This window comes from Pseudomonas fluorescens group sp. PF-69, assembly GCF_054481235.1.
On record NZ_JBTMNC010000001.1, the window covers coordinates 3258758 to 3283674 of the forward strand.

22 protein-coding genes are annotated in these 24917 nt (G+C 60.0%); 16 read left to right on the forward strand and 6 right to left on the reverse strand.

The genetic code is table 11. The features are described from left to right. The first annotated feature begins 179 nt into the window (after nucleotides 1-179). On the forward strand, nucleotides 180-593 hold the full coding sequence (arfB, locus tag ACX3YF_RS15140; protein WP_090464219.1) for an alternative ribosome rescue aminoacyl-tRNA hydrolase ArfB: 414 nt from the start codon (nucleotides 180-182) through the stop codon (nucleotides 591-593). On the opposite strand, the gene ACX3YF_RS15145 is transcribed toward arfB, so the two are convergent. The 6 genes from ACX3YF_RS15145 to phhA form a co-directional block, all read right to left on the reverse strand. Then, nucleotides 590-1789 (reverse strand): MFS transporter, encoded by a 1200-nt coding sequence (locus ACX3YF_RS15145; protein ID WP_448647322.1) that lies wholly within the window; start codon nucleotides 1787-1789, stop codon nucleotides 590-592. The genes arfB and ACX3YF_RS15145 overlap by 4 nt on opposite strands. Nucleotides 1790-1892: 103 nt before the next feature. Then, nucleotides 1893-2129: a hypothetical protein gene (locus ACX3YF_RS15150; protein WP_189340168.1), complete on the reverse strand. Its 237-nt coding sequence runs from the start codon at nucleotides 2127-2129 to the stop codon at nucleotides 1893-1895. A gap of 36 nt (nucleotides 2130-2165) precedes the next feature. Next, nucleotides 2166-2297, reverse strand: a complete 132-nt coding sequence (locus ACX3YF_RS15155; RefSeq protein ID WP_256590390.1) for a hypothetical protein — start codon at nucleotides 2295-2297, stop codon at nucleotides 2166-2168. Nucleotides 2298-2561: 264 nt separating this feature from the next. Beyond that, on the reverse strand, nucleotides 2562-3755 hold the full coding sequence (locus tag ACX3YF_RS15160; RefSeq protein ID WP_130203812.1) for an amino acid aminotransferase: 1194 nt from the start codon (nucleotides 3753-3755) through the stop codon (nucleotides 2562-2564). Next, nucleotides 3755-4111: a 4a-hydroxytetrahydrobiopterin dehydratase gene (locus ACX3YF_RS15165; RefSeq protein ID WP_017337151.1), complete on the reverse strand. Its 357-nt coding sequence runs from the start codon at nucleotides 4109-4111 to the stop codon at nucleotides 3755-3757. The genes ACX3YF_RS15160 and ACX3YF_RS15165 overlap by 1 nt, the downstream gene beginning before the upstream one ends. Nucleotides 4112-4214: 103 nt before the next feature. Continuing rightward, complete coding sequence (phhA, locus tag ACX3YF_RS15170; RefSeq protein WP_448647321.1) at nucleotides 4215-5006, reverse strand: phenylalanine 4-monooxygenase; 792 nt, start codon at nucleotides 5004-5006, stop codon at nucleotides 4215-4217. A 384-nt stretch (nucleotides 5007-5390) separates the two neighbouring features. Between phhA and ACX3YF_RS15175 the strand changes: the two genes are divergently transcribed. The 15 genes from ACX3YF_RS15175 to ACX3YF_RS15245 all read left to right on the forward strand — a co-directional run bounded on the left by ACX3YF_RS15175 (nucleotide 5391) and on the right by ACX3YF_RS15245 (nucleotide 24911). Next, nucleotides 5391-6950 (forward strand): sigma-54-dependent transcriptional regulator, encoded by a 1560-nt coding sequence (locus ACX3YF_RS15175; RefSeq protein ID WP_103406390.1) that lies wholly within the window; start codon nucleotides 5391-5393, stop codon nucleotides 6948-6950. Between the two features lie 228 nt (nucleotides 6951-7178). After that, complete coding sequence (locus ACX3YF_RS15180; protein ID WP_448647320.1) at nucleotides 7179-7919, forward strand: flagellar basal body rod protein FlgF; 741 nt, start codon at nucleotides 7179-7181, stop codon at nucleotides 7917-7919. A 45-nt stretch (nucleotides 7920-7964) separates the two neighbouring features. Next, entirely contained in the window at nucleotides 7965-8750 is a 786-nt protein-coding gene (gene flgG / locus ACX3YF_RS15185) for a flagellar basal-body rod protein FlgG (protein WP_047532060.1), read from the forward strand. A 52-nt stretch (nucleotides 8751-8802) separates the two neighbouring features. After that, complete coding sequence (flgH, locus tag ACX3YF_RS15190) at nucleotides 8803-9498, forward strand: flagellar basal body L-ring protein FlgH (RefSeq protein ID WP_130203808.1); 696 nt, start codon at nucleotides 8803-8805, stop codon at nucleotides 9496-9498. Between the two features lie 57 nt (nucleotides 9499-9555). Continuing rightward, entirely contained in the window at nucleotides 9556-10626 is a 1071-nt protein-coding gene (locus ACX3YF_RS15195; protein ID WP_239142529.1) for a flagellar basal body P-ring protein FlgI, read from the forward strand. Nucleotides 10627-10636: 10 nt separating this feature from the next. Beyond that, entirely contained in the window at nucleotides 10637-11926 is a 1290-nt protein-coding gene (flgJ, locus tag ACX3YF_RS15200; RefSeq protein ID WP_103402444.1) for a flagellar assembly peptidoglycan hydrolase FlgJ, read from the forward strand. A gap of 10 nt (nucleotides 11927-11936) precedes the next feature. Then, nucleotides 11937-13994, forward strand: a complete 2058-nt coding sequence (flgK, locus tag ACX3YF_RS15205; protein ID WP_448647319.1) for a flagellar hook-associated protein FlgK — start codon at nucleotides 11937-11939, stop codon at nucleotides 13992-13994. Between the two features lie 13 nt (nucleotides 13995-14007). Continuing rightward, nucleotides 14008-15588 (forward strand): flagellar hook-associated protein 3, encoded by a 1581-nt coding sequence (locus ACX3YF_RS15210; protein WP_130203806.1) that lies wholly within the window; start codon nucleotides 14008-14010, stop codon nucleotides 15586-15588. 113 nt (nucleotides 15589-15701) lie between these two features. Then, a complete protein-coding gene (locus tag ACX3YF_RS15215) occupies nucleotides 15702-19298 on the forward strand; it encodes a glycosyltransferase (protein ID WP_130203805.1) in 3597 nt (1198 codons plus the stop codon). A gap of 215 nt (nucleotides 19299-19513) precedes the next feature. Continuing rightward, a complete protein-coding gene (gene rfbF, locus ACX3YF_RS15220) occupies nucleotides 19514-20287 on the forward strand; it encodes a glucose-1-phosphate cytidylyltransferase (protein WP_103402448.1) in 774 nt (257 codons plus the stop codon). Then, the gene (rfbG, locus tag ACX3YF_RS15225; RefSeq protein WP_103402449.1) at nucleotides 20269-21351 is read left to right on the forward strand and encodes a CDP-glucose 4,6-dehydratase; all 1083 of its coding nucleotides are present in this window, start codon (nucleotides 20269-20271) and stop codon (nucleotides 21349-21351) included. Before rfbF ends, rfbG begins: the two co-directional genes overlap by 19 nt. Continuing rightward, nucleotides 21348-21908 (forward strand): dTDP-4-dehydrorhamnose 3,5-epimerase family protein, encoded by a 561-nt coding sequence (locus ACX3YF_RS15230; RefSeq protein WP_130203804.1) that lies wholly within the window; start codon nucleotides 21348-21350, stop codon nucleotides 21906-21908. Before rfbG ends, ACX3YF_RS15230 begins: the two co-directional genes overlap by 4 nt. After that, complete coding sequence (locus tag ACX3YF_RS15235; RefSeq protein ID WP_130203803.1) at nucleotides 21905-23131, forward strand: class I SAM-dependent methyltransferase; 1227 nt, start codon at nucleotides 21905-21907, stop codon at nucleotides 23129-23131. Before ACX3YF_RS15230 ends, ACX3YF_RS15235 begins: the two co-directional genes overlap by 4 nt. Further along, nucleotides 23128-24249, forward strand: a complete 1122-nt coding sequence (locus tag ACX3YF_RS15240; protein WP_103402452.1) for a DegT/DnrJ/EryC1/StrS family aminotransferase — start codon at nucleotides 23128-23130, stop codon at nucleotides 24247-24249. The genes ACX3YF_RS15235 and ACX3YF_RS15240 overlap by 4 nt, the downstream gene beginning before the upstream one ends. Beyond that, complete coding sequence (locus ACX3YF_RS15245) at nucleotides 24246-24911, forward strand: acetyltransferase (RefSeq protein ID WP_103402453.1); 666 nt, start codon at nucleotides 24246-24248, stop codon at nucleotides 24909-24911. Before ACX3YF_RS15240 ends, ACX3YF_RS15245 begins: the two co-directional genes overlap by 4 nt. The last annotated feature ends 6 nt before the right edge of the window (nucleotides 24912-24917 follow it).

The window sequence follows — 24917 nt, forward strand, 5'->3', positions numbered from 1 at the left end:
ATGTGAAGCCTTAGATTAGTGTGGTCACTGGAAACAATGCAACGTCCCTTTTGTAAATCCGACAACACTGTAGGAAAAGTCTGGCAGGGCTTTTTCGATCTCGCCTGCACCTGTGATTGTCCCCTATTCAAAACGCTATCGCGGTATCCTGAACGTTCCCGACCCCGGACCCCTTTTCCATGCTGGTGATTTCCAACAACGTGCATATACCGGATGCCGAGATCGAGTTGACCGCCATTCGCGCCCAGGGCGCAGGAGGGCAAAACGTCAACAAGGTCTCCAGCGCCGTGCACCTGCGCTTCGACATTGCGGCCTCGTCCTTGCCCGAGTTCTACAAGGAGCGGCTGCTGGCGTTGCGCGACAGTCGTATCACCAGCGAAGGTGTGTTGATCATCAAGGCCCAGCAATACCGGACCCAGGAACAGAACCGGGCCGATGCGCTGGCGCGTTTGACCGAGTTGATCCTCAGCGCCACCAAAGTCGAAAAGAAACGTCGCCCGACCAAGCCGACCCTCGGTTCGAAGACCCGTCGGCTCGAATCCAAGAGCAAGCGCGGCAACATCAAGGCTGGGCGCGGCAAGGTCGATTTCTAGCGGGATTCTCGCGCTTCGCGCTGTTTCGGCGCCTGCCGGTACAAGTAGATGCTGAGCATCAAACCGGTTAAAGCGGCAAGGGCGGCGAACAGGAAGATAGAGGCAAAACCGAAGCCCGCCGCAATCGCGCCGGCCAGTGGTCCGGTGATCCCCAACGACAGGTCGATGAACAGCGAGTAGGCCCCGACCGCCGCGCCACGGCTGGACGCGGGCACGAGGTTGACCGCTTCGACCCCCAGCGCCGGAAACACCAGGGAGAAACCAAAGCCACTGAGCGCCGCGCCCGCGAGCGCCCAGTGCGCGTCAGGTGCCAGCCACAGCAGCAACAGCCCCAGGACCTCCACCGACAGGCAGGCAATCGCCACGCGGAATCCGCCGAGGCGGTTGATCAGGTTGCCGAACAACAGTCGTGCACCGATGAAGCTGGCACCAAACAGGCTCAGGCACAGCACGGCGTTGTCCCAGTGCCGGGTGGCGTAATACAGGGTGATAAACGTGGCGATGGTACCGAAACCGATGGAGCCCAAGGCCAGTCCGCAGCCGTGGGGCAGCACCCGCCCGAGTACATGCATGAACGGCAAGCGCTCGCCGACCACAATCGGTGCCGCGGTTTTCGGCCACGCCAGCAGCAGGCCCAGGGCGGCCAGCAGCACAATACTCACGCCCATGCTCCATAAGCCCATTCGATTGACCAGCAGCACCCCCAGCGGCGCACCGACCGCCAGTGCGCCATAACTGGCGATGCCATTCCAGGAGATAACCTTGGCGGTGTTCGCCGCGCCAACCCGGCCGATGCCCCAGCCAATCGAACCGGAGCCCACCAGGCTTTCCGCGCTGCCGAGCACCAGGCGCCCGACCAGCAGACTGATCAGACTCAACATCGGCAGGCTTTGGGTCCAGGCTGAAAGCAGCATGAACACGCCACTCAGCCCGCAACCGGCCAAGCCGTACATCACGGCCAATTTGCTGCCCTTGTTATCGATGATTTTCCCGGCGTACGGACGGCTGAGCAGGGTGGCAAGGTATTGCACGCTGATCACCAAACCGGCGATCACCGCGCCGAAGCCGAGGTCGCTGTGGACGTAGCCGGGCAATACGGCCAGGGGAATACCGATGTTCAGGTAGCCGATAAAGGTAAACAGGACGATGGAGACAACTTGCAGCGTGACCGCCAGGGGGCGCTGGTTTTCAGACATGGGTCAAAGGTCCACGGGATAGCAGATAGATAGGCTGCTTATGATAACGGCGCAGGCGGTCGTGGGTTGAGAAAAAGTAAAACTAATTGCCGAGCGGGATCAATCAGGGCTTGGCGGGCGCCAACAGTTGCGTGGTGACCAGGGCGGCCAGCGCATTTTCTTCGCTGCCGAAGCGGGCCAGCAATGCGGCTTGTTTTTCAGCAGACAGACGACTCCAGATCTCGATCATTTTCTCGGCGGTACCGATCAGAACGCTGGCCTGCAGTGCTTCATCAAAAGGAGGAGTGACGTTGTCGGTCATGGTGCGGGACTCACGGTTCAGGCGGTGTGGAAAGCGCATGTTAGCGCTTTCCACACGGTCTGTACGGCGGGTGTTTCAGTCTTCGCTGTCAGCCTTGCGGCTGCCAGTGGCTTCTTTCGGCTCGGGCTGCTGGGCGCCGGCTTGTTGCGTGGTCGTCTGCTCAGGTTCGTGCAGGCTTGGGAAGGGGAGATTAGGAATCTCGTGCATAGTCGCGCTCCTCGCTAAGTCTGTTGATAGATCTGGTAGATCCGCGCTTTTAAAAAAGCCTGGGCAGGATACAGCAGGGGAAATGACAAACAGACTTTTATATCCATTTGTTTCGACGAATGGGATTGTCTAGACAGGTCTATTGTTTTGTCGCAGGCATACTTGCAGGAGCGAGCCTGCTCGCGAGGGTGTGTCAGTCATTGAGGTGTCAACTGATACTCCATCGCGAGCAGGCTCGCTCCTACGGGGGGCAGTGTTTGGGGCTTACTTGCAGACGTCAGCAATCGCCTGTGCCAGCAGATCCAGACGCGTCGCATCAATCCCCGCCACGTTGGCCCGGCCGGAACTGACCATGTACACGCTGTGGTTGTCGCGCAGGTTTTTCACTTGTTCCGGCGTCAAACCGGTGTAGGAAAACATTCCGCGCTGCACACCAATGTGCGCAAAACGCTCGCGTAAACCGTGGGGTTCAAGGGCTTCCACCAGGCCGCTGCGCAGCTGGGCGATGCGCAAGCGCATGGTTTCCACTTCGTCGGCCCACAGGCGTTTCAACTCCGGATCGCCAAGGATGGTTGCCACCACGGCAGCACCGTGATCCGGTGGCGTCGACCACAGGTTGCGGGCGATATTGGCCAGTTGGCTGCGGATATCCACCAGCTTGTCGGCGGTTTTCGCGCAGACAATCAGGGCACCGGTGCGGTCGCGATACAGGCCGAAGTTCTTCGAGCAGGAGCTGGTGATCAGCACTTCCGGCAACTCGGCGGCGAACAAGCGGGTCGACCAGGCGTCCTGTTCCAGGCCATCGCCGAAGCCCTGGTAGGCGAAATCGATCAGCGGCAGCAGTTCACGCCGACGCACGACGTCCAGCACGCGGTGCCAGTCGTCGTGGGACAGGTCGAAACCGGTCGGGTTGTGGCAGCAGGCGTGCAACAACACCACATCGCCCTTTGGCGCTTCATTGAGCACGGCAAGCATGGCATCGACGTCGAGACGATTGTCGCTGCCCACGTAGGGGTAATGACTGACCTTGACGTGGGCCGCCGCGAAAATGGTTTCGTGGATCGGCCAGGTCGGATTGCTCAACCAGATGCCACGGCCCGGCAGGCACTGGGCGATGAAGTCCGCGCTCAGGCGCAACGCTCCGGTACCGCCCGGTGTCTGGGTGGCGCCGGCGCGTTGTTCGCTGATCAGTTTTGAATCGACGCCAAGCACCAGCTCACTGATGAGCTTGCCGAAGGCCGGTTCGCCATGACCGCCGATGTAGGTCTTGGTGGTCTGGCGATCGACCAGGCGCGCCTCGGCGAGTTTCACGGCCTGGGGGATCGACGTCAGGCCCTGGGCGTCTTTGTAGACACCCACGCCGAGGTCGAATTTGCGCGGGTTGGGGTCCTGCGCATAGGCCTCCATCAGGCCGAGGATCGGGTCGCCGGGCACCCGGCCGATGGCGTCGAAATGCATTATTTGCGGCCCTCGGCGTCCTTGGCCACTTCGTCCGTACGCGCGGCCATGATGAAGTCATTGCGGTGCAGGCCTTTGATCGAGTGGCTCCACCAGGTCACGGTGACTTTGCCCCACTCGGTCAGCAGGCCCGGGTGATGACCTTCAGCCTCGGAGATTTCACCGACGGCGTTGGTGAACGCCAGGGCGTGCTTGAAGTTTTTGAACAGGAAGACTTTTTCCAGCTGCATGATGCTGTCGCGTACTTCGATGTTCCAGTCCGGGATCTGCTTGATCAGTACCGGCAGTTCTTCGTCGCTGACTTGCGGAGCATCGGCGCGGCAGGCTTCGCAGTGGGCTTGGTTCAATGTGGACATGATGTGTTCCTGAAATCGAATGTTTGGAATTCGGCCGTCATGTCACCACGCTAAAGCAAAGCGTCGGTTCCGGACAGGCTCACTTGGTTCTAAAAGCTGCGGATCACGCGGCTTTTGGTTTTGGCGGAAATTTCGGTGCATGCAGGCCCATCTGCATCGCTTGCTTGACCATGCCCATGATGTCTTCGTGGGCGAGGTCGAACAGGCGCTTGAGATCTGGCAAGACGAAATACAGTGGCTGCAGGATGTCGATGCGGTAAGGCGTGCGCATGCACTCCAGCGGATCGAACGCCTGATGTTCAGGTTCGTCCGACAGGCAGTACACGGTCTCTTTCGGCGAAGACAGGATGCCGCCGCCGTAGATGCGCCGGCCTTGCGGGGTTTCCAGCAGGCCGAACTCGATGGTCATCCAGTACAGGCGCGCCAGGTACACGCGCTCTTCCTTGGAGGCCTGCAGGCCGAGTTTGCCGTAGGTGTGGGTAAATTCCGCGAACCAGGGGTTGGTGAGCAACGGACAGTGGCCGAAGATTTCGTGGAAAATGTCCGGCTCTTGCAGGTAATCCAGCTCTTCGCGGGTGCGAATAAAAGTGGCGACCGGAAACTGCTTGTTGGCGAGCAATTCAAAAAAGGTCTGGAAGGGGATCAGCGCCGGTACCCGGGCGACCTGCCAACCGGTGGTTTCACCGAGCACCCTGTTGATTTCGCCCAGTTGCGGAATGCGGTCGTGGGGCAGGTCGAGCTTTTCGATGCCGTCCAGGTATTCCTGGCACGCACGCCCTTCGATCACTTTCAACTGGCGAGTGATCAGCGTGTTCCACACCGCGTGTTCTTCAGCGGTGTAGTCGATAAAACCTTGCGCATCGGGCTCGCGAGCCACGTATTGCGTCTGCTTCATGCTGCTCTCCTGCGAGGGGGCTTCGTTCTTGTTATGTTCAGCTATGGACCTAGAAATAACCCATGAATTGCAGCGGTGCAGTAGGCGTTCAGCGGCGAATGTAGGAAAAATCCGCAAATATCGTAAAGTTTTCGTTACGTATTGGCCGGCGTCGCGCAGCTATTGAGATTTGTCAGTTTGAAAAGCGCTCCGGGTGTCACATAATCTTGACGGCTATCTGAGTATATCTGCAGAAAAATATGCCTGAAGGCACTGCAGGGCCCCCTGTGGGAGCGAGCCTGCTCGCGATGAGGTACGTCAGTCGACATTAATTCGCATGACCCACCGCCATCGCGAACGGGCTCGCTCCCACAGGTTCATTCACCGTTTTTTCAGGCCTTTTATATGCGTATCAAAGTCCACTGTCAGAACCGCATTGGCATCCTGCGCGACATTCTCAACTTGCTGGTGGGGTATGGGATCAACGTCGCTCGGGGGGAAGTGGGCGGTGAGCATGGCAACGCCATCTACCTGCATTGCCCGAACCTGATCAACATTCAGTTCCAGGCTTTGCGTCCGAAATTCGAGGCCATCGCCGGGGTTTTTGGCGTCAAGCGCGTAGGGCTGATGCCCAGCGAGCGTCGGCACATGGAGCTCAATGCCTTGCTCGGCGCCCTGGAGTTTCCGGTGTTGTCGATCGATATGGGCGGCTCCATTGTCGCGGCCAACCGCGCAGCAGCACAGTTGCTGGGCGTACGTGTCGATGAAGTGCCGGGGATACCGCTGTCGCGTTACGCCGAAGATTTCGACTTGCCGGAGCTGGTGCGCGCCAACAAATCGCGGATCAATGGCCTGCGGGTCAAGGTCAAGGGCGATGTATTTCTGGCTGACATTGCGCCGCTGCAGTCGGAACATGACGACAGCGAAGCCATGGCCGGTGCGGTATTGACGCTGCATCGCGCCGACCGGGTGGGCGAGCGTATTTATAACGTGCGCAAACAGGAGCTGCGCGGCTTCGACAGCATCTTTCAAAGCTCGAAAGTGATGGCGGCGGTGGTGCGTGAGGCGCGGCGCATGGCGCCACTGGACGCACCGCTATTGATAGAGGGCGAAACCGGTACCGGTAAAGAATTGCTGGCACGGGCCTGTCATCTGGCCAGTCCTCGCGGTCAGTCACCGTTGATGGCGCTCAACTGTGCCGGTTTGCCGGAGTCCATGGCCGAGACTGAGTTGTTCGGCTACGGCCCCGGCGCTTTCGAAGGCGCGCGCGCCGAAGGCAAGCTCGGCCTGCTGGAGCTGACGGCGGGCGGTACGCTGTTTCTCGATGGCGTCGGGGAAATGAGCCCGCGTTTGCAGGTGAAATTGCTGCGATTCCTGCAGGACGGTTGCTTCCGTCGTGTAGGCAGTGATGAAGAGGTTTATCTCGATGTGCGAGTGATTTGTGCGACCCAGGTCGATTTGTCGGAGTTGTGCGCCCGCGGAGAGTTTCGCCAGGACCTCTATCACCGCTTGAACGTGTTGTCGCTGCACATCCCGCCGCTGCGCGAATGCCTCGACGGTTTGGCGCCGCTGGTGGAGCACTTCCTCGATCAAGCCAGTCGACAGATCGGTTGCCCGTTGCCGAAGCTCGCGCCGGCGGCCATGGAGCGACTCAGTCATTACCATTGGCCGGGCAACGTTCGGCAGTTGGAAAACGTGCTGTTTCAGGCGGTGTCGCTGTGTGAGGGCGGCACGGTCAAGGTCGAGCATATTCGCTTGCCTGATTACGGTGTGCGTCAGCCCCTTGGCGATTTTTCCCTCGAAGGTGGGCTGGATGAGATTGTCGGGCGTTTCGAAAAGGCAGTGCTGGAGCGGCTGTATTCCGAGCATCCGAGCAGTCGGCAGTTGGGCAAGCGGTTGGGGGTTTCCCACACCACCATTGCCAATAAGTTGCGTGATTATCAGGTTGGCAAAGACAACGCCTGATCCTGTGGCGAGGGAGCTGGTGGTGGTCCTTGCAGGCCGGCCATTGCCACCCACCGGCATAACACCGCCGGTTTTTCGTCTCTGATACAAACCCTCCGCGCCAGCTCAATCCCTCAAGCCCTTTGTTTGCCGGGTCTTGCCGTGCCAGGAATAAGTTGGTCTGCAAATTGCTTGTGGCTCATCAGTACAGCAGTGGGCGGCAAACGTCCGGCAGGCAGAGGAAAGATTGTGGACAAGTACCTTTATGTGGCAATGACCGGCGCCAGCCAGAATGCCCTGGCGCAAAAGGCTCATGCCAACAACCTGGCGAACATCTCCACCAACGGCTTCCAGAAAGACCTGGAGCAGGCGCGTTCGATGCCGGTGTTCGGTGACAGCTTTCCGGCGCGTGCGTTTTCGATGTCCGAACGCCCGGCCACGGACTTCTCCCCGGGGGCCCTGGTAGAAACCGGTCGCGACCTCGATGTCGCCGTGCAAGGCAGCGGCTGGCTGGCCGTGCAGACCCCGGAAGGCGGTGAAAGCTATGTGCGCACCGGCAGTCTGGTGGTTGACGCCCTGGGCGTATTGCGGGCCGGCAACGGCATGCCGGTGATCGGCAATGGCGGGCCGATTGCCGTGCCGCCAGAGCAGCAGATCGAAGTGGGTGAAGACGGCACCATCAGCATTCGTGCGATGGGTGAGGGCCCGCGCGTGATGGCCGAAGTCGACCGCATCAAACTGGTCAATCCCGACATCAAGAACATGACCAAGGGCCTGGACGGTTCGATCCAAACCAAGGACGGCAAGCCGGCGCAAGCCGATGCCAACGTCAAGCTGGTGTCCGGGTTCCTCGAGTCGAGCAACGTCAACGCCGTGGAAGAGATGACCTCGGTGCTGGCCTTGTCCAAGCAATTCGAGCTGCACATCAAGATGATGAACACCGCCAAAGACGACGACCAGGCCATGGCTCGGGTCTTGCAGATCAGCTAACTATCAGAACGTCGCGCCGTAAAACAGGCGCACGAGGAGAATCGAATGCTTCCGGCTCTATGGGTTGCCAAAACCGGTCTGTCCGCCCAGGACACCAACCTGACCACCATCTCCAACAACCTGGCCAACGTGTCGACCACGGGTTTCAAACGTGACCGCGCCGAGTTCCAGGATCTGCTCTATCAGATCAAGCGTCAGCCAGGCGCCCAGTCGACCCAGGACAGCGAACTGCCGTCGGGCCTGCAACTGGGTACCGGTGTGCGCATTGTCGGCACCCAGAAGAACTTCACCGCCGGCAGCCTGCAAACCACCGAGCAGCCGCTGGACATGGCCATCGATGGTCGTGGTTTCTTCCAGATTCTGCAGCCTGACGGCACAACGTCCTACACCCGTGACGGTACCTTCCACCTGGACTCCAATGGCCAGATCGTCAACGCCAGCGGGTTTGCCCTGGAGCCGGCCATCGTCATTCCGAACGATGCCCAGACCTTCACGGTCGGTCGCGACGGCACCGTGTCCATCACCGTTGCCGGCAACCCGGCTGCCCAGGTGATCGGCAACCTGCAAACCGCCGACTTCATCAATCCGGCCGGCCTGCAGGCCGTGGGTAACAACCTGTTCCTGGAAACCGCCGCCAGTGGTGCGCCGCAAGTCGGCACGCCAGGCCTGGCCGGTTTCGGCACCACGCTGCAGAACACCCTGGAAACGTCCAACGTCAGCACCGTTGAAGAGATGGTCAACATGATCACCACTCAGCGCGCCTACGAGATGAACTCCAAGGTGATCTCCACCGCCGACCAGATGCTCTCGTTCGTAACGCAGAATCTGTAATCAAGTCTATGAGGCGGCCATGAGGCCGCCTGCAACACCGTGAGGTAGGGTCATGAATCGCTTCGTTTCCGTTCTGGCATTGATTGGAGTCACCGTGCTCGCGGGCTGTGTGCCGTCGACACCCAAGCCCAATGATCCCTACTACGCCCCGGTGTTGCCGCGTACGCCGCTGCCGGCTGCCGCGAACAACGGCTCGATCTACCAGGCCGGTTTCGAACAGAACCTCTACAGCGACCGCAAGGCGTTTCGGGTCGGTGACATCATCACCATCACCCTGAACGAGAAGACCCAGGCCAGCAAGAACGCCAACTCGCAGATCGACAAGAACAGCAAGACCGGCATCGGCCTGACCTCGCTGTTCGGCTCCTCGCCCAATACCAACAACCCATTCGGCAGTGGCGACTTGAGCCTGAGCGCCAGTTACGAAGGTGACCGTGCGACCAAAGGCGACAGCAAGGCCGCCCAGGGCAATACCCTGACCGGCTCGATCACCGTGACCGTCGCCGACGTGTTGCCCAACGGCATCATTGCCGTGCGAGGCGAGAAGTGGATGACCCTCAACACCGGGGATGAGCTGGTGCGGATCGCAGGGCTCGTGCGTGCCGATGACATCGCGACCGACAACACTGTTTCGTCGACTCGCGTCGCCGATGCGCGCATCACCTATTCGGGCACCGGTTCGTTTGCCGATGCGAGTCAGCCAGGCTGGTTCGACCGTTTCTTCCTCAGCCCGCTGTTCCCTTTCTAGGTGGCTTTTTTGGTGAGCAAGTTGAACTTCAAGCACCTGATCGCAGCTGCGCTGTTGATGTCCTTGTCGCTGGGGGCTCAAGCCGAGCGGCTGAAGGACATCGCCAGTATTTCCGGCGTGCGTTCCAACCAATTGATCGGTTACGGCCTGGTGGTCGGGCTTAACGGCACCGGTGACCAGACGACGCAAACCCCGTTCACCCTGCAGACCTTCAACAACATGCTCTCGCAGTTCGGTATCAAGGTGCCGGCGGGATCGGGCAACGTGCAGTTGAAGAACGTCGCGGCCGTGTCGATCAGCGCTGACTTGCCAGCGTTCGCCAAGCCGGGGCAGCAGGTCGACGTCACCGTTTCGTCCATCGGTAACTCCAAGAGCCTGCGTGGCGGTACCTTGCTGCTGACGCCGCTCAAGGGGATCGACGGTAACGTCTATGCCATCGCCCAGGGCAACCTGGTGGTGGGCGGTTTCGATGCTGAAGGTCGCGACGGTTCGAAAATCACCGTCAACGTTCCGTCGGCCGGTCGCATCCCGGGCGGTGCCTCGGTCGAGCGAGCGGTGCCGAGCGGTTTCAACCAGGGCAACAGCCTGACGCTGAACCTCAATCGTTCCGACTTCACCACCGCCAAGCGCATCGTCGACAAGATCAACGACATGCTCGGCCCTGGCGTGGCCCAGGCCATCGACGGCGGTTCGATCCGCGTCAGTGCGCCGCTGGATCCGAGTCAGCGGGTCGACTACCTGTCGATCATCGAAAACCTCGAAATCGATCCGGGCCAGGCGGTGGCGAAAGTCATCATCAACTCCCGTACCGGCACCATCGTGATTGGTCAGAACGTCAAGGTTTCACCGGCCGCCGTGACCCACGGCAGCCTGACCGTGACCATCACCGAAGACCCGATCGTCAGTCAGCCGGGGCCTCTGTCCAATGGTCAGACGGCGGTCGTGCCGCGTTCGAAAGTCAATGCCCAGCAGGAAGCCAAGCCGATGTTCAAATTCGGCCCCGGCACCACCCTCGACGAAATCGTGCGGGCGGTGAATCAGGTCGGTGCGGCCCCGGGTGACTTGATGGCGATCCTCGAAGCCCTGAAGCAGGCCGGCGCGTTGCAAGCCGATCTGATCGTGATCTGAGGACGGCATCGTGGATATGCGCAAGAGCGGTCTGGTCAGCAGCAGCGATTCGGGTTCCTACTCGGACCTCAATCGTCTGAACCAGCTCAAGGTCGGCGACAAGAACAGCGACGGCAATATGCGCAAGGTTGCGCAGGAATTCGAGTCGCTGTTCCTCGGTGAAATGCTCAAGTCCATGCGCTCGGCCACCGAAGCGCTGGGCCAGGACAATCCGCTCAACACCCCTGCAGCCAAGCAATACCAGGAAATGTACGACCAGCAACTCGCCGTATCCATGTCCCGCGAAGGCGGCGGTATCGGTTTGGCGGACGTGCTGATGCGGCAGATGTCGAAGAACAAGCCGATGGCTCCCGGTGAGGCGGCCGCCGCGTCGGCGGCCAAGCAGGAAGCGGCAAAGGCAGCAGCGCAGACACCGGTGGCCGCCGGTACGGTCGCAACCGGTGGGCCGCTTTCGCGGGTCAATGGCCAGCGTCCGTTGTGGGCTTCGCGCTCGGTCCATGCGCCGACGGGCGAGGGCGCGCACCGCAACGACATGGCGATGATCAATCAGCGGCGCCTGGCCTTGCCGCCGAAACTGGCTGACCGCTTGCTGGCGGGTCTGGTGCCTTCGGCCTCGACCACCGCTGCGACCGCTGCCACGGTGCAGAACAAAATCCAGTTGCCGCAGAGCACTCGCAGCGGTTCCGGCCCCCTGTACAACGGCGACTGGCTCGCTTCGCAAACGGACACGGCTGCCGGCGGCGGTATGCAGATTTACGGTCGTGCCATGGCGCAGATTCCGCTCGCGCCGGCGAAAAAAGCCTTCAGCTCCGCCGACGAATTCGTCAACACCATGCTCCCGATGGCCAAGGAAGCCGCCGCACGCATCGGCGTCGACCCGCGTTACCTGGTGGCCCAGGCCGCCCTGGAAACCGGTTGGGGCAAATCGGTCATGCGCGCCCAGGATGGCAGCAGTAGTCACAACCTGTTCGGCATCAAGGCCGGCAGCAGTTGGAAGGGCGATTCGGCGCGGGCGATCACCAGCGAATTCAGGAATGGCGAGATGGTCAGGGAGACGGCCCAGTTCCGTTCCTACGATTCCTACAAGGACAGCTTCCACGACCTTGTGACTTTGCTGCAGACCAATAATCGCTATCAAGATGTCGTGAAGTCGGCCGATAACCCAGAACAGTTTGTACGCGAGTTGCAAAAGGCCGGTTACGCAACCGACCCTGACTACGCAAGCAAGATTTCGCAGATTGCCAGGCAGATGACGAGTTACCAGAACTACGCTGCGGCGGGCGTTTCAACGAATTTATAAGGTCTGAACCATGAGTTTGCTCAATATCGGGATGTCGGGTTTGTCCGCTAGCCAGTCTGCATTGATGACTACCGGCAATAACATTTCCAATGTCGACACCGCCGGTTATTCGCGCCAGCAAACCGTGCAGGGCTCCAAGGCGTCGATTCAATACGGCAACGTCTACATCGGCACCGGCACGACGCTGGCCGATGTGCGCCGGGTATACAACAGCTACCTCGATGCACAGTTGCAGACCACGACGTCGCTCAACAGTGATTCGGCTGCCTACCTGGACCAGGTCACGCCGCTCGACAAGTTGCTTTCCGACAGCGGCACCGGCCTCAACGGCGCACTGACCAAGTTCTTTGCTTCGGTGCAGAACGTCAATGCCAAGCCCGGCGACGACGCTTCCCGTCAGTTGCTGCTCAGCGATGCGCAGGCCCTGAGCAACCGCTTCAACTCGATCTCCACCCAGTTGAACTCGCAAAACGCCGACATCAACGGCAACCTGACCAGCATGGCTGATCAGGTCAACAAGCTGGCGACTACTATGGCGCAGCTGAACAAGAAGATCAGCGAAGTCTCCAGTTCCGGCGGTGCGCCAAATGACCTGCTGGATGCTCGCAACGAAACCATGCGTCAGCTTTCAACCTTTACCGGTGCGCAGTTTGTTGAGCGTGAAGGAAACGTAGACATCTATCTGGGCAGCGGTCAGCCGTTGGTGATTGGCAATACCGTCAACAAACTGGAGACGGTGCCAAGCAAGGATGATCCGGGGCGTGTATCGCTGCAGCTCAATCGTGGTTCGAGCACCATCGACATCACATCGATCACGACCGGTGGTGAAATCGGCGGCCTGCTGCGTTATCGCAGCGAAGTACTCGAACCGGCCATGAACGAGTTGGGTCGTGTGGCGCTCACCGTCGCCGATCAGATGAACTCCATCCAGGCCCAAGGCATCGACAAGAACGGTAATTTCGGCGGCAATCTGTTCAACAACATCAACAGTGCCACGAACATGGCTCAGCGCAGCATTGCCACGATCGGCAACAGCGCCGGCTCGGGCAACTTCGATGTCAGCATTGAAGACAGCGGCAAGCTGACCACCAACGATTACAAGGTGACGTTCACCAGCGCCACAGACTACACCGTGCAACGTTTGCCGGACGGCTCCGCCGTGGGCGTCTACAGCACCACCACCAACCCGCCACCGGTGATCGAGGGCTTCGCGCTGAAGCTCAACGGCGGGGCAGCCGCGGGCGACAGCTTCAAGATCACCCCGACCCGTAATGCCGCGGCGAACATCCAGACCGAGATGACCGACTCCAAGCGTCTGGCCATCGCGGCGCCGCTGGGCGCGGCCATCGCCCCGGGTGGTAGCGGAACGCTGACCATTCCGGCCAGCGGTCAGCCGACCCTGACCACGAAATTCGATATCTACGATTCGGCTACTGCCACTGCCATGCAGAACGGCCTGAAAAACTCGACGCCGACCAAGGTCGTATTTGGCGATGTTTCCGCCGACGGCACCAGTCAGACCTACCAGTTCCTGGATGCCAAAGGTGGTGTCATCAGCAGCGGCACCATCAAGCCCGGTGAAAACAACACCCTGAGCCTGACGGTGCCACTCCAGGATGCCTCGGGAGCGCCGATCCCACCTGCGCCCGCCACACAGTACACCGCAAGCTTTGATATGACCGTCGCCGGCTCCCCGGGCAAAGGCACCGCAATCAATGTCACGCTCAGCCAGCCAGGTACGCTGGACAATCGTAACGGCACGGCGCTGGCGGGCTTGCAGACCCAGCAAACCGTGGATACAGGGTCTGCCAGCAAAGGCATTTCTCTGACTGATGCTTACGGAAAACTGGTCGAAGGTGTCGGTGCCAAGGCGGCTCAAGGCAAGCTCGACAGCGCCGCGACCACCGCCATTCTGGCGAACGCCAAGGGCGCACGTGACTCGCTTTCCGGTGTCGACCTCGACGAGGAAACCGGCAATCTGGTCAAGTATCAGCAGTACTACACGGCCTCTTCGCAGATCATCAAGGCTGCGCAAGAAATCTTCAGCACACTGATCAACAGTCTTTAAGGAGTCGTAGCCCATGCGCATTTCCACCGGCCAGTTTTACGAGTCCACTGCGGCGAACTATCAAAAGAACTTCGCCAACGCTGTCAAGACCAGTCAAGAGGCGAGCAGTCTGGTTCGCGTCAATACCGCGGCCGATGATCCGGTGGGGGCTTCGCGACTGCTGCAATTGGGTCAACAGGCTTCGATGCTTGATCAGTACACGGCCAACTCCAACACGATCAAGGCGACACTGGGTCAGGCCGAGTCGGTCATGACCAGCATCACCAGCGTGCTGCAACGCGCCAAGGAGCTGGCAATTGGTGTCGGTAACACCGGTTATAGCGACGCTGACCGTCAGGCGAATGCGTCTGAACTCGGCCAGATTGAAGATCAGCTACTAAGCCTGATGAACACCAAGGATGAAAACGGCAAGTACATTTTCGCCGGCTCCAAGGGCGATACCGCTCCGTTCTCGCGTAACAGTGACGGCACCTACAGCTACAATGGCGATCAGACGACGCTTGATCTTGCCGTTGGCGACACTATGTCGATGGCCACTAACAGCACCGGTTGGGAAGCGTTTGAGCAGGCGATCAACACCAGTCGTAGTCAGGTCATCATGACGGCTCCGTCGCCAGATAACGGGAAGGTAACGCTTTCCAATGGCCAGGTTTCGTCGAACATCACCTACAACAGCAAGTTCCGCAGCGGTGAGCCATACACGGTGGAGTTCGCCAGTGGTACCCAGCTGAAAATCACTGACTCGGCCGGTAACGACGTGACGGCTGAAGCTAGTAAGGGTGGAATGTTCGATCCAACCACCGCGGCTGGCCAAGCGGTCAGTTTTCGCGGTGTCGAGCTGAGTCTGAACATCAATCTGAGCGCTACGGACAGTCCTGCGGCCACGCTGCCTAACGTTTTTACGCTGGAATCCAAGGCTGATACATTCACCACGACCCGCAGCCCTGGCAACCCGAGCTCGGCACAAATAACGGGCAGCAGCATCACCAACGCTACCGATTATCACGCCAGTTTTCCGAGCGGTTCGGCCATCGTCAAGTTCAAGGATGCCACTAACTTTGATCTGTATGCGGCGCCTCTGACCGCCAACAGCAAGCCTGTGTCCAGCGGTACGGTAGTGGCTGGCGTTGGCACCGCATCCGGTGTGACCTTCACCGTGGCGAGTGGTCCTGCGCCGACGCCAGGTCCGAGTGCTGGCGATCAGTTCAACGTTGCCGTCGACTCTCATGAAACCCAGAGCATTCTGGATACCGTGAGCCAGTTGAAAACCGCACTGAGCACACCAACCAATGGCAATGCGATCGCGATGCAAAAGCTGCAAGCGGCAGTGGACTCGGGCATCGCCAACCTGGCAAGTGGCACTGACCAGCTATCCGGTGCCCTGAGTTCGGTGGGTGCACGCGGTGCTGCCCTCGATACCCAAAACGCAACCAACCAGGCTCTGTCGCTGGCCAACACCCAGACCCAGGCGTCGATTCGCGATTCCGATCCTGCTGAGGTGATGACGCGTCTGACCTTGCAACAGACGATGTTGCAGGCTTCGCAACTGGCGTTCAGCAAAATCACTCAACTGGGTCTGTTCAACAAAATCTAACGGGGCCTGCGCGTCAGCGCACGGCCGTAAACCGCCGAATACCCATCGTCTTTTTTCAGCGGTTTGAGGCGCTCATCCGGCCGGGTGGGCGGCCACCACTTGAGAGCTCCGCCGTGAATCCAGTTTCGCTTGTCAGCCTTGTCATCCCCGCCTTCAATCCGCGCTTTTTTGCCGGGTCCCTGCACACCGCCCTTATCCAGCAATACGCCAACCTTGAAATCATCGTGTGCGACGACAGTCGTGGCGATGAAATCCGCCAGGTTGTCGAGTCGCTGACGGGTGATGCCGAGCAGCGAGTGCGTTACGTACGAAACCCTGGGACATTGGGTTTTGTCGGCAATCTGCTGGCGTGCCTAGACGAAGCCAAAGGCGAGTACATCAAATTTCTGTGTGATGACGATCAGTTGTCGCCGGCCTGTATCGAGCGCCAGGCACACGTGCTGGATCAGCAGGCGGACATCAATCTGGTGCTGGCCCAGCGGGCCTTGTGGGATGCTGACGATCATCCGTTGCCGTCTCGTCTGGAGAACAGCACGCTGTCGCCTGTGTGCGGAATCTTCAAGGGCGATGACCTGCTGGCGATTTTCGAGAGCTTTCCGGTCAACTTCCTCGGTGGTTTCAGTGGCGCATTATTCCGCCGCAAGGATCTAGAGGAACTAATGCCCGCATTGACTCAGCCCGGCCATTGTTTTGTCGCGTCACTAGATCTGGCCTTGTACATCTGCCTGCTACGTCGGGGCAACCTGGCGGTGCTCAACTATGTATTGAGTGTCGAGCGCCTGTATCCGGAGCGTTTGAGCCGTCAGCAGTCGATGAAAGATGCGGCGGAGCAGGAAAGACAGTGGTTGGTGCAGATGCTCAAGGTTCGCGGTGGCGAGGGCGCACCGGCGGCCGGTTGGGTTCGTTACCTGCCCTTGAGTCGCAGCGACGAGGCGCCACGTGTCTGGGACGAGCTGCCCCTGAGCCGAACTTTGGGGGCCCGCCAGGCCAACCAGGGATATCGTGTCGGTATTGCCAGCGAGAGTTTTTCCGAGGTTTACGCGCAATGGCTGGCGTGTCGCACGCTCAGCGAAACCCAGCGCAGTCTCCTGCCGGACACATTGGCTGGCTGGTCGCGGCAACCCAAAATTCTGCCGATCATTATTGATGATCTGGGCAGTCGCGCCAGTCTGGATCTCACCCTCGACAGCCTTGCCGGGCAGATCTATGCATCGGAACTGATCCTGGTGTTGTCCAGCGCCTGCACCGAAGCGCAACTCGACGGCAAAGTGTTCAACCTGCCGTTGCAGGATGACGGCTATGAGCAGATCACCGGCTTGCTGCCACAGCTCGACGGCGTTGACTGGTTTTATGTGCTGCGAGCCGGTGATCGTCTGGTTGAGCCGGCCTTGTTGCTGCTGGCCGATAAGATCAGCGCGTCGCCAGAGGCGTTGTGTGTTTATAGCGATGAAGGTCGTTTGCGTGATGGTGAGTCGGTGGACCCGATCCTGAAGCCAGACTTCAACCTGGACCTGATGCGCAGTTATCCCTACGTCGGGCGTGCCCTGGCATTTCAGCGCGAGCAGTTCCTGGCGTTGGGTGGCTTCAATTCGAACTATGGCGAACTGGCGCCTCACGATGTGCTGTGGCGCATGGTCGAGAGGGACGGCATCAAGGTCATCGAGCATATTGCCGAGGTGATGCTGGAGTCGACGCTCGGCCTGGCGCAATGGCTGGCACTGCCGGGCGTCATTGAACTCAACCCGCAGGTGCTGGAGGCACATCTTCAACGATTGGGCGTTGCCCATGACATTCGCCAGGGCAGCTTTACCTTGCTCAATCGTGTCGATTACCTGCATGCGGTCCGACCGCTGGTGTCGATCATCATTGTCTGCAAAGACCAGTTGGCAGCCGTGCAGCGTTGTGTCGAAACGCTCCTGGAGAAAACGGCGTACAGCGAGTACGAGTTGCTGTTGATCGACAATGGCAGTGAATCGCCGCCGATGCATGAGTGGTTGAGCGCCATGGCGCAACTGGGCAGCGACCGATTCCGGGTGAAGGCGTTTGCGCAGCAAGGTAATGTCGCGGCAACGCGCAATTTCGCCGTTCAGCAGGCCCGTGGCGAGTATGTGCTGATGCTCGATCCATATGCGGTGGTCACGTGTGAGGACTGGCTGAATGAGCTGCTCAATCATGCCCAGCGCCCGGAAGTCGGTGTCGTGGGAGCCAAGCTGTTCAATTCAGATGGCCGGGTTCTGCATGCAGGACTGATTCTCGGGCTGCAAGGGCCGGCAACCTCACCGTTTTTCGGCGACCCCGTTAATGCAGCCGGTTACATGCACCGTTTGCAAGTGGTGCAGGACATGAGTGCTGTCGGTGCCGATTGCCTGATGGTGCGAAGATCGCTGTTCGAAAGCGTGGGTGGTTTTCAGGCGCAGGACTTTACCTTGACCCTTAACGAGGTGGATCTGTGTCTACGGATTCGCCAAAACGGTTACCTGGTGGTGTGGACGCCGTATGCCCAACTGGCCCTCGGCACACCGCCCGCGGCCACGGTGGGAGAGGCCGAGATTGCGCTTCGCCTTCAAGAGCAGGATACGTTCTACCGCCGTTGGCTACCGATTGTCGCTCGCGACCCGGCCTACAATCCCAACCTGATGCTCAATACGTGGGGCGGCTCCAGCTACAGTTTAGAGCCAGGCTTGCGCACAGGGTGGAGTCCGTTCTCCGTTCGCCAGTTACCGAAGGTCATGGCGCTGCCGGTCAACTCCTCGGCGGTCGGACACTATCGGGCGATCCAGCCGCTGATCGAGCTGGAGAAGGCTGGCCGGGCAACCGGACGGGTCTACTACGATTTGCCGTCGATTTTCGAGATCGAGCGCGAGTCACCTGACGTGATCATTTTGCAGGGGCGCTACAGCGAAGGACCGATCAACGAGATCGCCGCGTTCAAGCCCTACACCAATGCCCGTCTGATTTTCGAGCTGGATGACTATGTCATCAAGGCGCCGAAGAAGAACGCGCACATTCGCAATATGCCGGACAATGTCGAGATGGAGCGTCTGGTCCGTCGCGGCATCGGCTTGTGCGATCGCGTGGTGGTTTCGACGCAGTCGCTGGCCGATGCGTTGTCGTCCATGCACCACGACATTCGGGTAGTGCCGAATATGCTCGCCACTCACCTGTGGAGTGATCTGCGCAGTCAGCGTCGCACGTCGAAAAAACCACGGGTTGGCTGGGGCGGCGGCACCAGCCACTCCGGTGACCTGGCGATCATTGCCGACGTGGTCCGTGAACTGGCCAACGAGGTCGATTGGGTGTTCTTCGGCATGTGTCCCGAAGAGTTGAAACCTTACATGCATGAGTTCCACGGGGTGATCGACCTGAGCGTCTACCCGGCGAAGCTGGCCAGTCTGAACCTGGATCTGGCGCTGGCACCGCTGGAGTTTCATATCTTCAACGACTGCAAGAGCAACTTGCGTCTGCTGGAGTATGGCGCGTGCGGCTACCCGGTGGTCTGCACCGATACCGAGGCGTATCGTGGTTACCTGCCTTGCACGCGGGTGGTCAGCAACTCTACCGATGAGTGGCTGCAAGCCATCCGCATGCACCTGGCGGACCCGGAAGCGAGCTACCGCATGGGCGATGAACTGCGCGAAGCGGTACTGCGCGATTACATGCTGCGCGGCGATAACGTGCGGTACTGGGAGAATGGCTGGCTGGCCGATTGATACACCCTCTGATGTAGTCGCTGCCCAACGGTAGCGGCTACACAGCGCCGCCGTTCGAGCTGGCGCGTTTCCTGCAAGTCCCCTGAAAATCGCCATAAATCTAGCATGTGCGACGCAGCCAGAAGCCGATGGGTGCCGCCTCATGCGATTTATCCAGATGGCCGCAAAGCCTTGTCAGGCTTGGGCAGGCCCTGTGACGAACAAAAGGGGAAATGATGAAGGCAGTTATTCTGGCGGGTGGTCTGGGCACGCGCATCAGCGAGGAGTCGCACCTCAAGCCCAAGCCAATGATCGAGATCGGTGGCAAGCCAATTCTCTGGCACATCATGAAGCAGTATTCCGCTCATGGAATTCACGACTTCGTGATTTGCCTGGGCTACAAGGGCTATGCGATCAAGGACTTCTTCGCCAACTACTTCCTGCACACCTCTGACGTCACCTTCGACATGTCCAACAATCGCATGGACGTTCACCAGAACTACAGCGAGCCGTGGCGCGTGACCCTGATCGACACCGGCGAAGACACCATGACCGGTGGCCGCCTGCGTCGCGCCGCCCGTTACGTTGAAGGCGAACAGGCGTTCTGTTTCACCTACGGCGACGGCGTCTCGGATCTAAACATTGGCGCTTTGGTGGATTTTCACTTAAGCAGCGGTAAGTTGGCGACGGTCACGGCGGTGCAGCCACCCGGACGTTACGGCGCGCTGGAGCGTGACGGCGATCTGGTGCGTGGTTTCATCGAAAAACCTCGCGGCGATGGGGGCTGGATCAACGGTGGCTTCTTCGTCTTGTCACCCAAAGTGCTGTCGCTGATCACTGCCGACGAAACAGTCTGGGAGTCGCAGCCGTTGACGACCCTGGCTGCCGAAGGGCAACTGAACGCATTCCAGCACGATGGCTTCTGGCATCCGATGGACACCCTGCGTGACAAGAACCATCTGGAGCATTTGTGGCAGAGCGGGGAGGCCCCATGGAAACAATGGGACTGAGCCCGGAGTTCTGGCGCGGCAAGCGGGTTCTGCTGACTGGCCACACCGGTTTCAAAGGCAGTTGGCTGACGTTGTGGCTGCAAAGCCTCGGCGCCGAGGTCAGCGGGTTTTCCCTTGATCCGTCCACCGAGCCAAGCCTGTTCGAACTGGCGCGTGTTCACGAAGGCATCAACGATCAACGCGGTGACCTGCGTGACCTGGGTGCCTTGCTGGAATTGATCGCCGAAACCCAACCGGAAATTGTCCTGCACCTGGCAGCCCAACCGCTGGTGCGCGAAGGCTATCGCGATCCGCTGGGGACTTACTCCAGCAACGTCATGGGCACGCTCAATCTGCTCGAGGCGATCCGTCAGGTCGGCGGCGTTCGCGCGTGCGTGCTGGTGACCACCGACAAGGTTTACGCCAATCAGGAATGGGTGTGGCCCTACCGTGAAAACGAAGCCCTCGGCGGGCATGATCCTTACAGCAGCAGCAAGGCCTGTTGCGAGTTGCTCGCGCAGTCGTATGTCGCGTCATTTTTCCCGGCCGAAAAATATGCCGAGCATGGCCTGGCACTCGCCACGGCGCGTGCCGGCAACGTGCTGGGTGGGGGGGATTTTGCTCCGGAACGATTGATTCCCGACGTCTTGAAGGCGTGGTCCGCCGACGAACCCGTGACCCTGCGCTACCCACACGCCGTGCGCCCGTGGCAGCACGCGCTGGAACCGCTGGCCGGTTACCTGCAACTGGCCGTCGGCCTCTACGAGCACGGCCCGGAGTTTACCGGCGCGTGGAACTTCGGTCCGAGCGAAGCGGACATGTGCAGCGTTGGCGAAGTGGTCAAGTTGCTCGCCAACCGCTGGCCACAAGCGCGTGGCTTGCGCATCGAACCGAGTGATTTGCATGAAGCGGGTCTGTTGCGCCTGGACAGCAGCCGTGCTCGCCAATTGTTGGCCTGGCAGCCGCGCTGGTCGTTGCAGCAGTGCCTGACCCAAACCCTTGATTGGCACCTGGCCTGGCAGAACGGCGATGACATGCGCGCCATCACCCTGGGTCAATTGAACCTGTACCGAGGCGCGCTGTGAGCGAGTTTCTGTTGAAACCGTTGCCGCTGGCCGGCCTGTTCAGCGTGCAACACAAACGCTTCGAGGATGAGCGCGGGCATTTCGCGCGCCTGTTTTGCGAAGGCAGCCTGAGCGCGTTCGGCCAGCCGTTTCATATCCGTCAGATCAACCATTCCCGCACCCGTGAATGCGGCAGTGTGCGCGGTCTGCATTATCAGAACGCCAGCGCGCCGGAAGCCAAGTTGATCAGCTGCCTGCGCGGTGAAGTCTGGGATGTGGCAGTGGACTTGCGCCCTGACTCCGAGACGTTCCTGCATTGGCACGCCGAACACCTGCGGGCCGGCGACGGCCGCAGCCTGCTGATCCCGGCCGGGTTCGCCCACGGTTTCCAGACCCTCACCGACGACGCCGAGTTGCTCTACCTGCACAGCGCGGACTACGCGCCTGCGCACGAGGGCGGTTTGAGTGTCAACGATCCAAGGCTGGCGATTGCCTGGCCGTTGCCTGTCAATAATCTGTCGGCCCGGGACTCCAGCCATCCCTTGCTCGATCAGTACTTCGCTGGAGTGCGTGTATGAACTGCCGTGGTTGCGGGACTTCTTTGGCTTTGCCGCTGATCGATCTCGGCACTTCGCCGCCGTCCAACGCCTATGTGTGCGCCGATCAGCTTGAGCACGCCGAGCAATGGGTGCCGCTGAAAGTGGCGGTGTGTCAGCACTGCTGGCTGGTGCAGACCGAGGACTACACCCGCGCCGACAGCCTGTTCGACGCCGAGTACGCCTATTTCAGTTCGTTCTCCAGCACCTGGCTGGCCCACGCCGAGCGCTATGTGGCCGAGATGGTTGAGCGTTTCGACCTGACGACCGATAGCCGCGTGGTGGAAATCGCCGCGAACGACGGTTACCTGTTGCAGTACGTGGCCAAGCGCGGCATTCCTTGCCTGGGCGTTGAGCCGACCCGAAGCACCGCGCAAGCGGCGCGGGAAAAAGGCCTGGAGATCCGCGAACTGTTCTTCGGTCGCGACACCGCATCACAGTTGAACACTGAAGGCTGGGCCGCCGACCTGATGGCCGCCAACAACGTGTTGGCCCACGTGCCGGACATCAACGATTTCCTTGGCGGTTTCGCGACCCTGCTCAAGCCAACCGGCGTGGCGACGTTCGAGTTTCCGCAGTTGCTCACACTGATGGCTGGCCAGCAGTTCGACACGCTGTACCACGAGCACTATTCCTACCTGTCGTTGACTGCCGTGCAGACGCTGTGCGAGCGCAACGGCCTGGAAGTATTCGACGTCAGTCAGCTGACCACCCATGGCGGATCGCTTCGGGTCTTCGTCCAGCGCGCCGATGGCGTTCGCCGCGACGTACAGCCGGCTGTTCAACTGCAACTGAAGGCCGAGCTCGACGCCGGGGTAAAAACCGCCGGGTACTACTCGACCCTCGCGCCTAATGCCGAACGTATCAAACACGAACTGCTGCGTTTCCTGTTGCAGGCCAAGGCTGATGGCAAGATCGTGGTCGGTTACGGCGCCGCCGCCAAGGGCAACACATTGCTCAACTACGCCGGGGTCAAGCCGGATCTGTTGGCCTGGGTGGCAGATGCCAGTCCGCACAAGCAAGGCAAGTACTTGCCGGGCAGCCGCATTCCGGTGGTTTCTCCCGAGCGGATTGAAATCGAAAAGCCGGATTACGTTCTGGTACTGCCATGGAACCTGCTGTACGAGATTACCCAGCAATTCGCGGTTGTCCGCAGTTGGGGCGCACGTTTTGTCGTTGCCATTCCGGAGTTGAGCTTCAGATGAGCCGAATTCACTATACCAAGCCCAGTGTGGGTGAACTGGAGGCCAAGTACGTGCTGGACGCTGTGCAGCATGGCTGGGGTGAGCGCTGCTACGAATACATCACACGTTTCGAAAAATCCTTCGCACAGCACATGGACGTACCGTATGCCATCGCGACGTCCAGTTGCACCGGCGCTTTGCACATGGGAATGGCGGCACTTGACATCGGTCCGGGCGATGAAGTGATTCTGGCGAATACCAACTGGATCGCTTCGGCGGCGCCCATCGATTACCTGGGGGCTACCCCGGTTTTCGTCGACGTGTTGGCGGACAGTTGGTGCCTGGATCCGGAACAGGTGCGCAAAGCCATTACTCCGCGAACCAAGGCCATCGTGGCAGTGCATTTGTACGGCAATCTGTGTGATTTGGACGCGTTGCTGGAGATCGGCCGTGAGCACGGTATTGCTGTCATCGAAGACGCCGCCGAAGCCATCGGCTCGCAATGGCGTGGTAAAGCCGCCGGCTCGTTGGGGGCTTTTGGCGCATTCTCCTTTCATGGCACCAAGACCATGACCACCGGAGAAGGCGGGATTTTCGTGACCTCGGACAAGGCGCTGTATGAGCGAGTGCTTACGCTCTCCAATCACGGTCGGGTCAACGGCAGCAAACGTCAATTTTGGCCGGACTTCATCGGTTTCAAGTACAAGATGAGTAATCTGCAGGCCGCGATCGGTTGCGCCCAGATCGAACGTGTCGATGAGCTGATCGCCCGTAAACGCGCGATCTTCGATCGTTATGCCCAAGGGCTGCTGGATATCCCGTTGCTGTCCATGAACCCGCAGCCGCATCACTCCAGGAATGGGTACTGGATGCCCACGGTGGTGTTCCATGAAAACACTGGGATTACCCGGGAGCTATTGATCGAAGCCTTTCAGGCCGCCGATATCGATGCGCGGGTGTTTTTCTGGCCATTGTCGGCACTGCCGATGTTCGCCGATAAACCGGTGCACACGCCGATGGCGTTTTCGCTGTCGGAGCGGGCCATCAATCTGCCGAGCTATCACGACATGACCGACGCCGATCAGCAGCGGGTGATTGAGGTCATTCGCGCGGTCTGCCAGCAAAGGAATGTACTGTGATCGTCTACCTGTTGGGGGCGGCGAACCCTGAAGCAGTGCGCATGATAGGCTCCGTCAAACGGGCCGATCCGGCCGTGGAGTTTGCGTTTCTCGACAACGATGCAGCCAAGCACGGCACCTTGTTTTACGGCGTGCCGGTGATCGGTGGAGTGGAGCGTGTGGCCGATTTGAAAGGCCCGGATACGCAGTTTGTGAACCTGATCACCCGCGACACCAAGACCCGTTACGAGACCACACGACAGATCATCGAGGCCGGGGGGACGCTGGGCAACTTCCTGCACCCGGGCATCGATCTGAGCATGACGCGCATGGGCACCGGTAACTATCTCCAGGAAGGCGTGATCATCCAGGCTGAAGTGTCCCTGGGCGATAACAGCAGCATCAGCTACGGCAGCGTGATCGGGCACGAAGGCCGGATCGGGCATTCCGTGTTCATGGCGCCCGGTGTTGCTATCGCCGGCTGCGTCGAAGTGGGTGACGGTGCTTTCATCGGCGTCAACGCCACCATCCTGCCACGGTTGCGCATCGGTCGCTGGGCGACAGTCGGCGCCGGAGCCGTGGTCACCCGGGACGTCCCCGACTACGCAGTCGTTGTGGGCAATCCAGCTCGAATTATCAAGACTCAGGCTGTTCCTTATCAGGACGGCCGGGTTTTCAACTGACAAAAC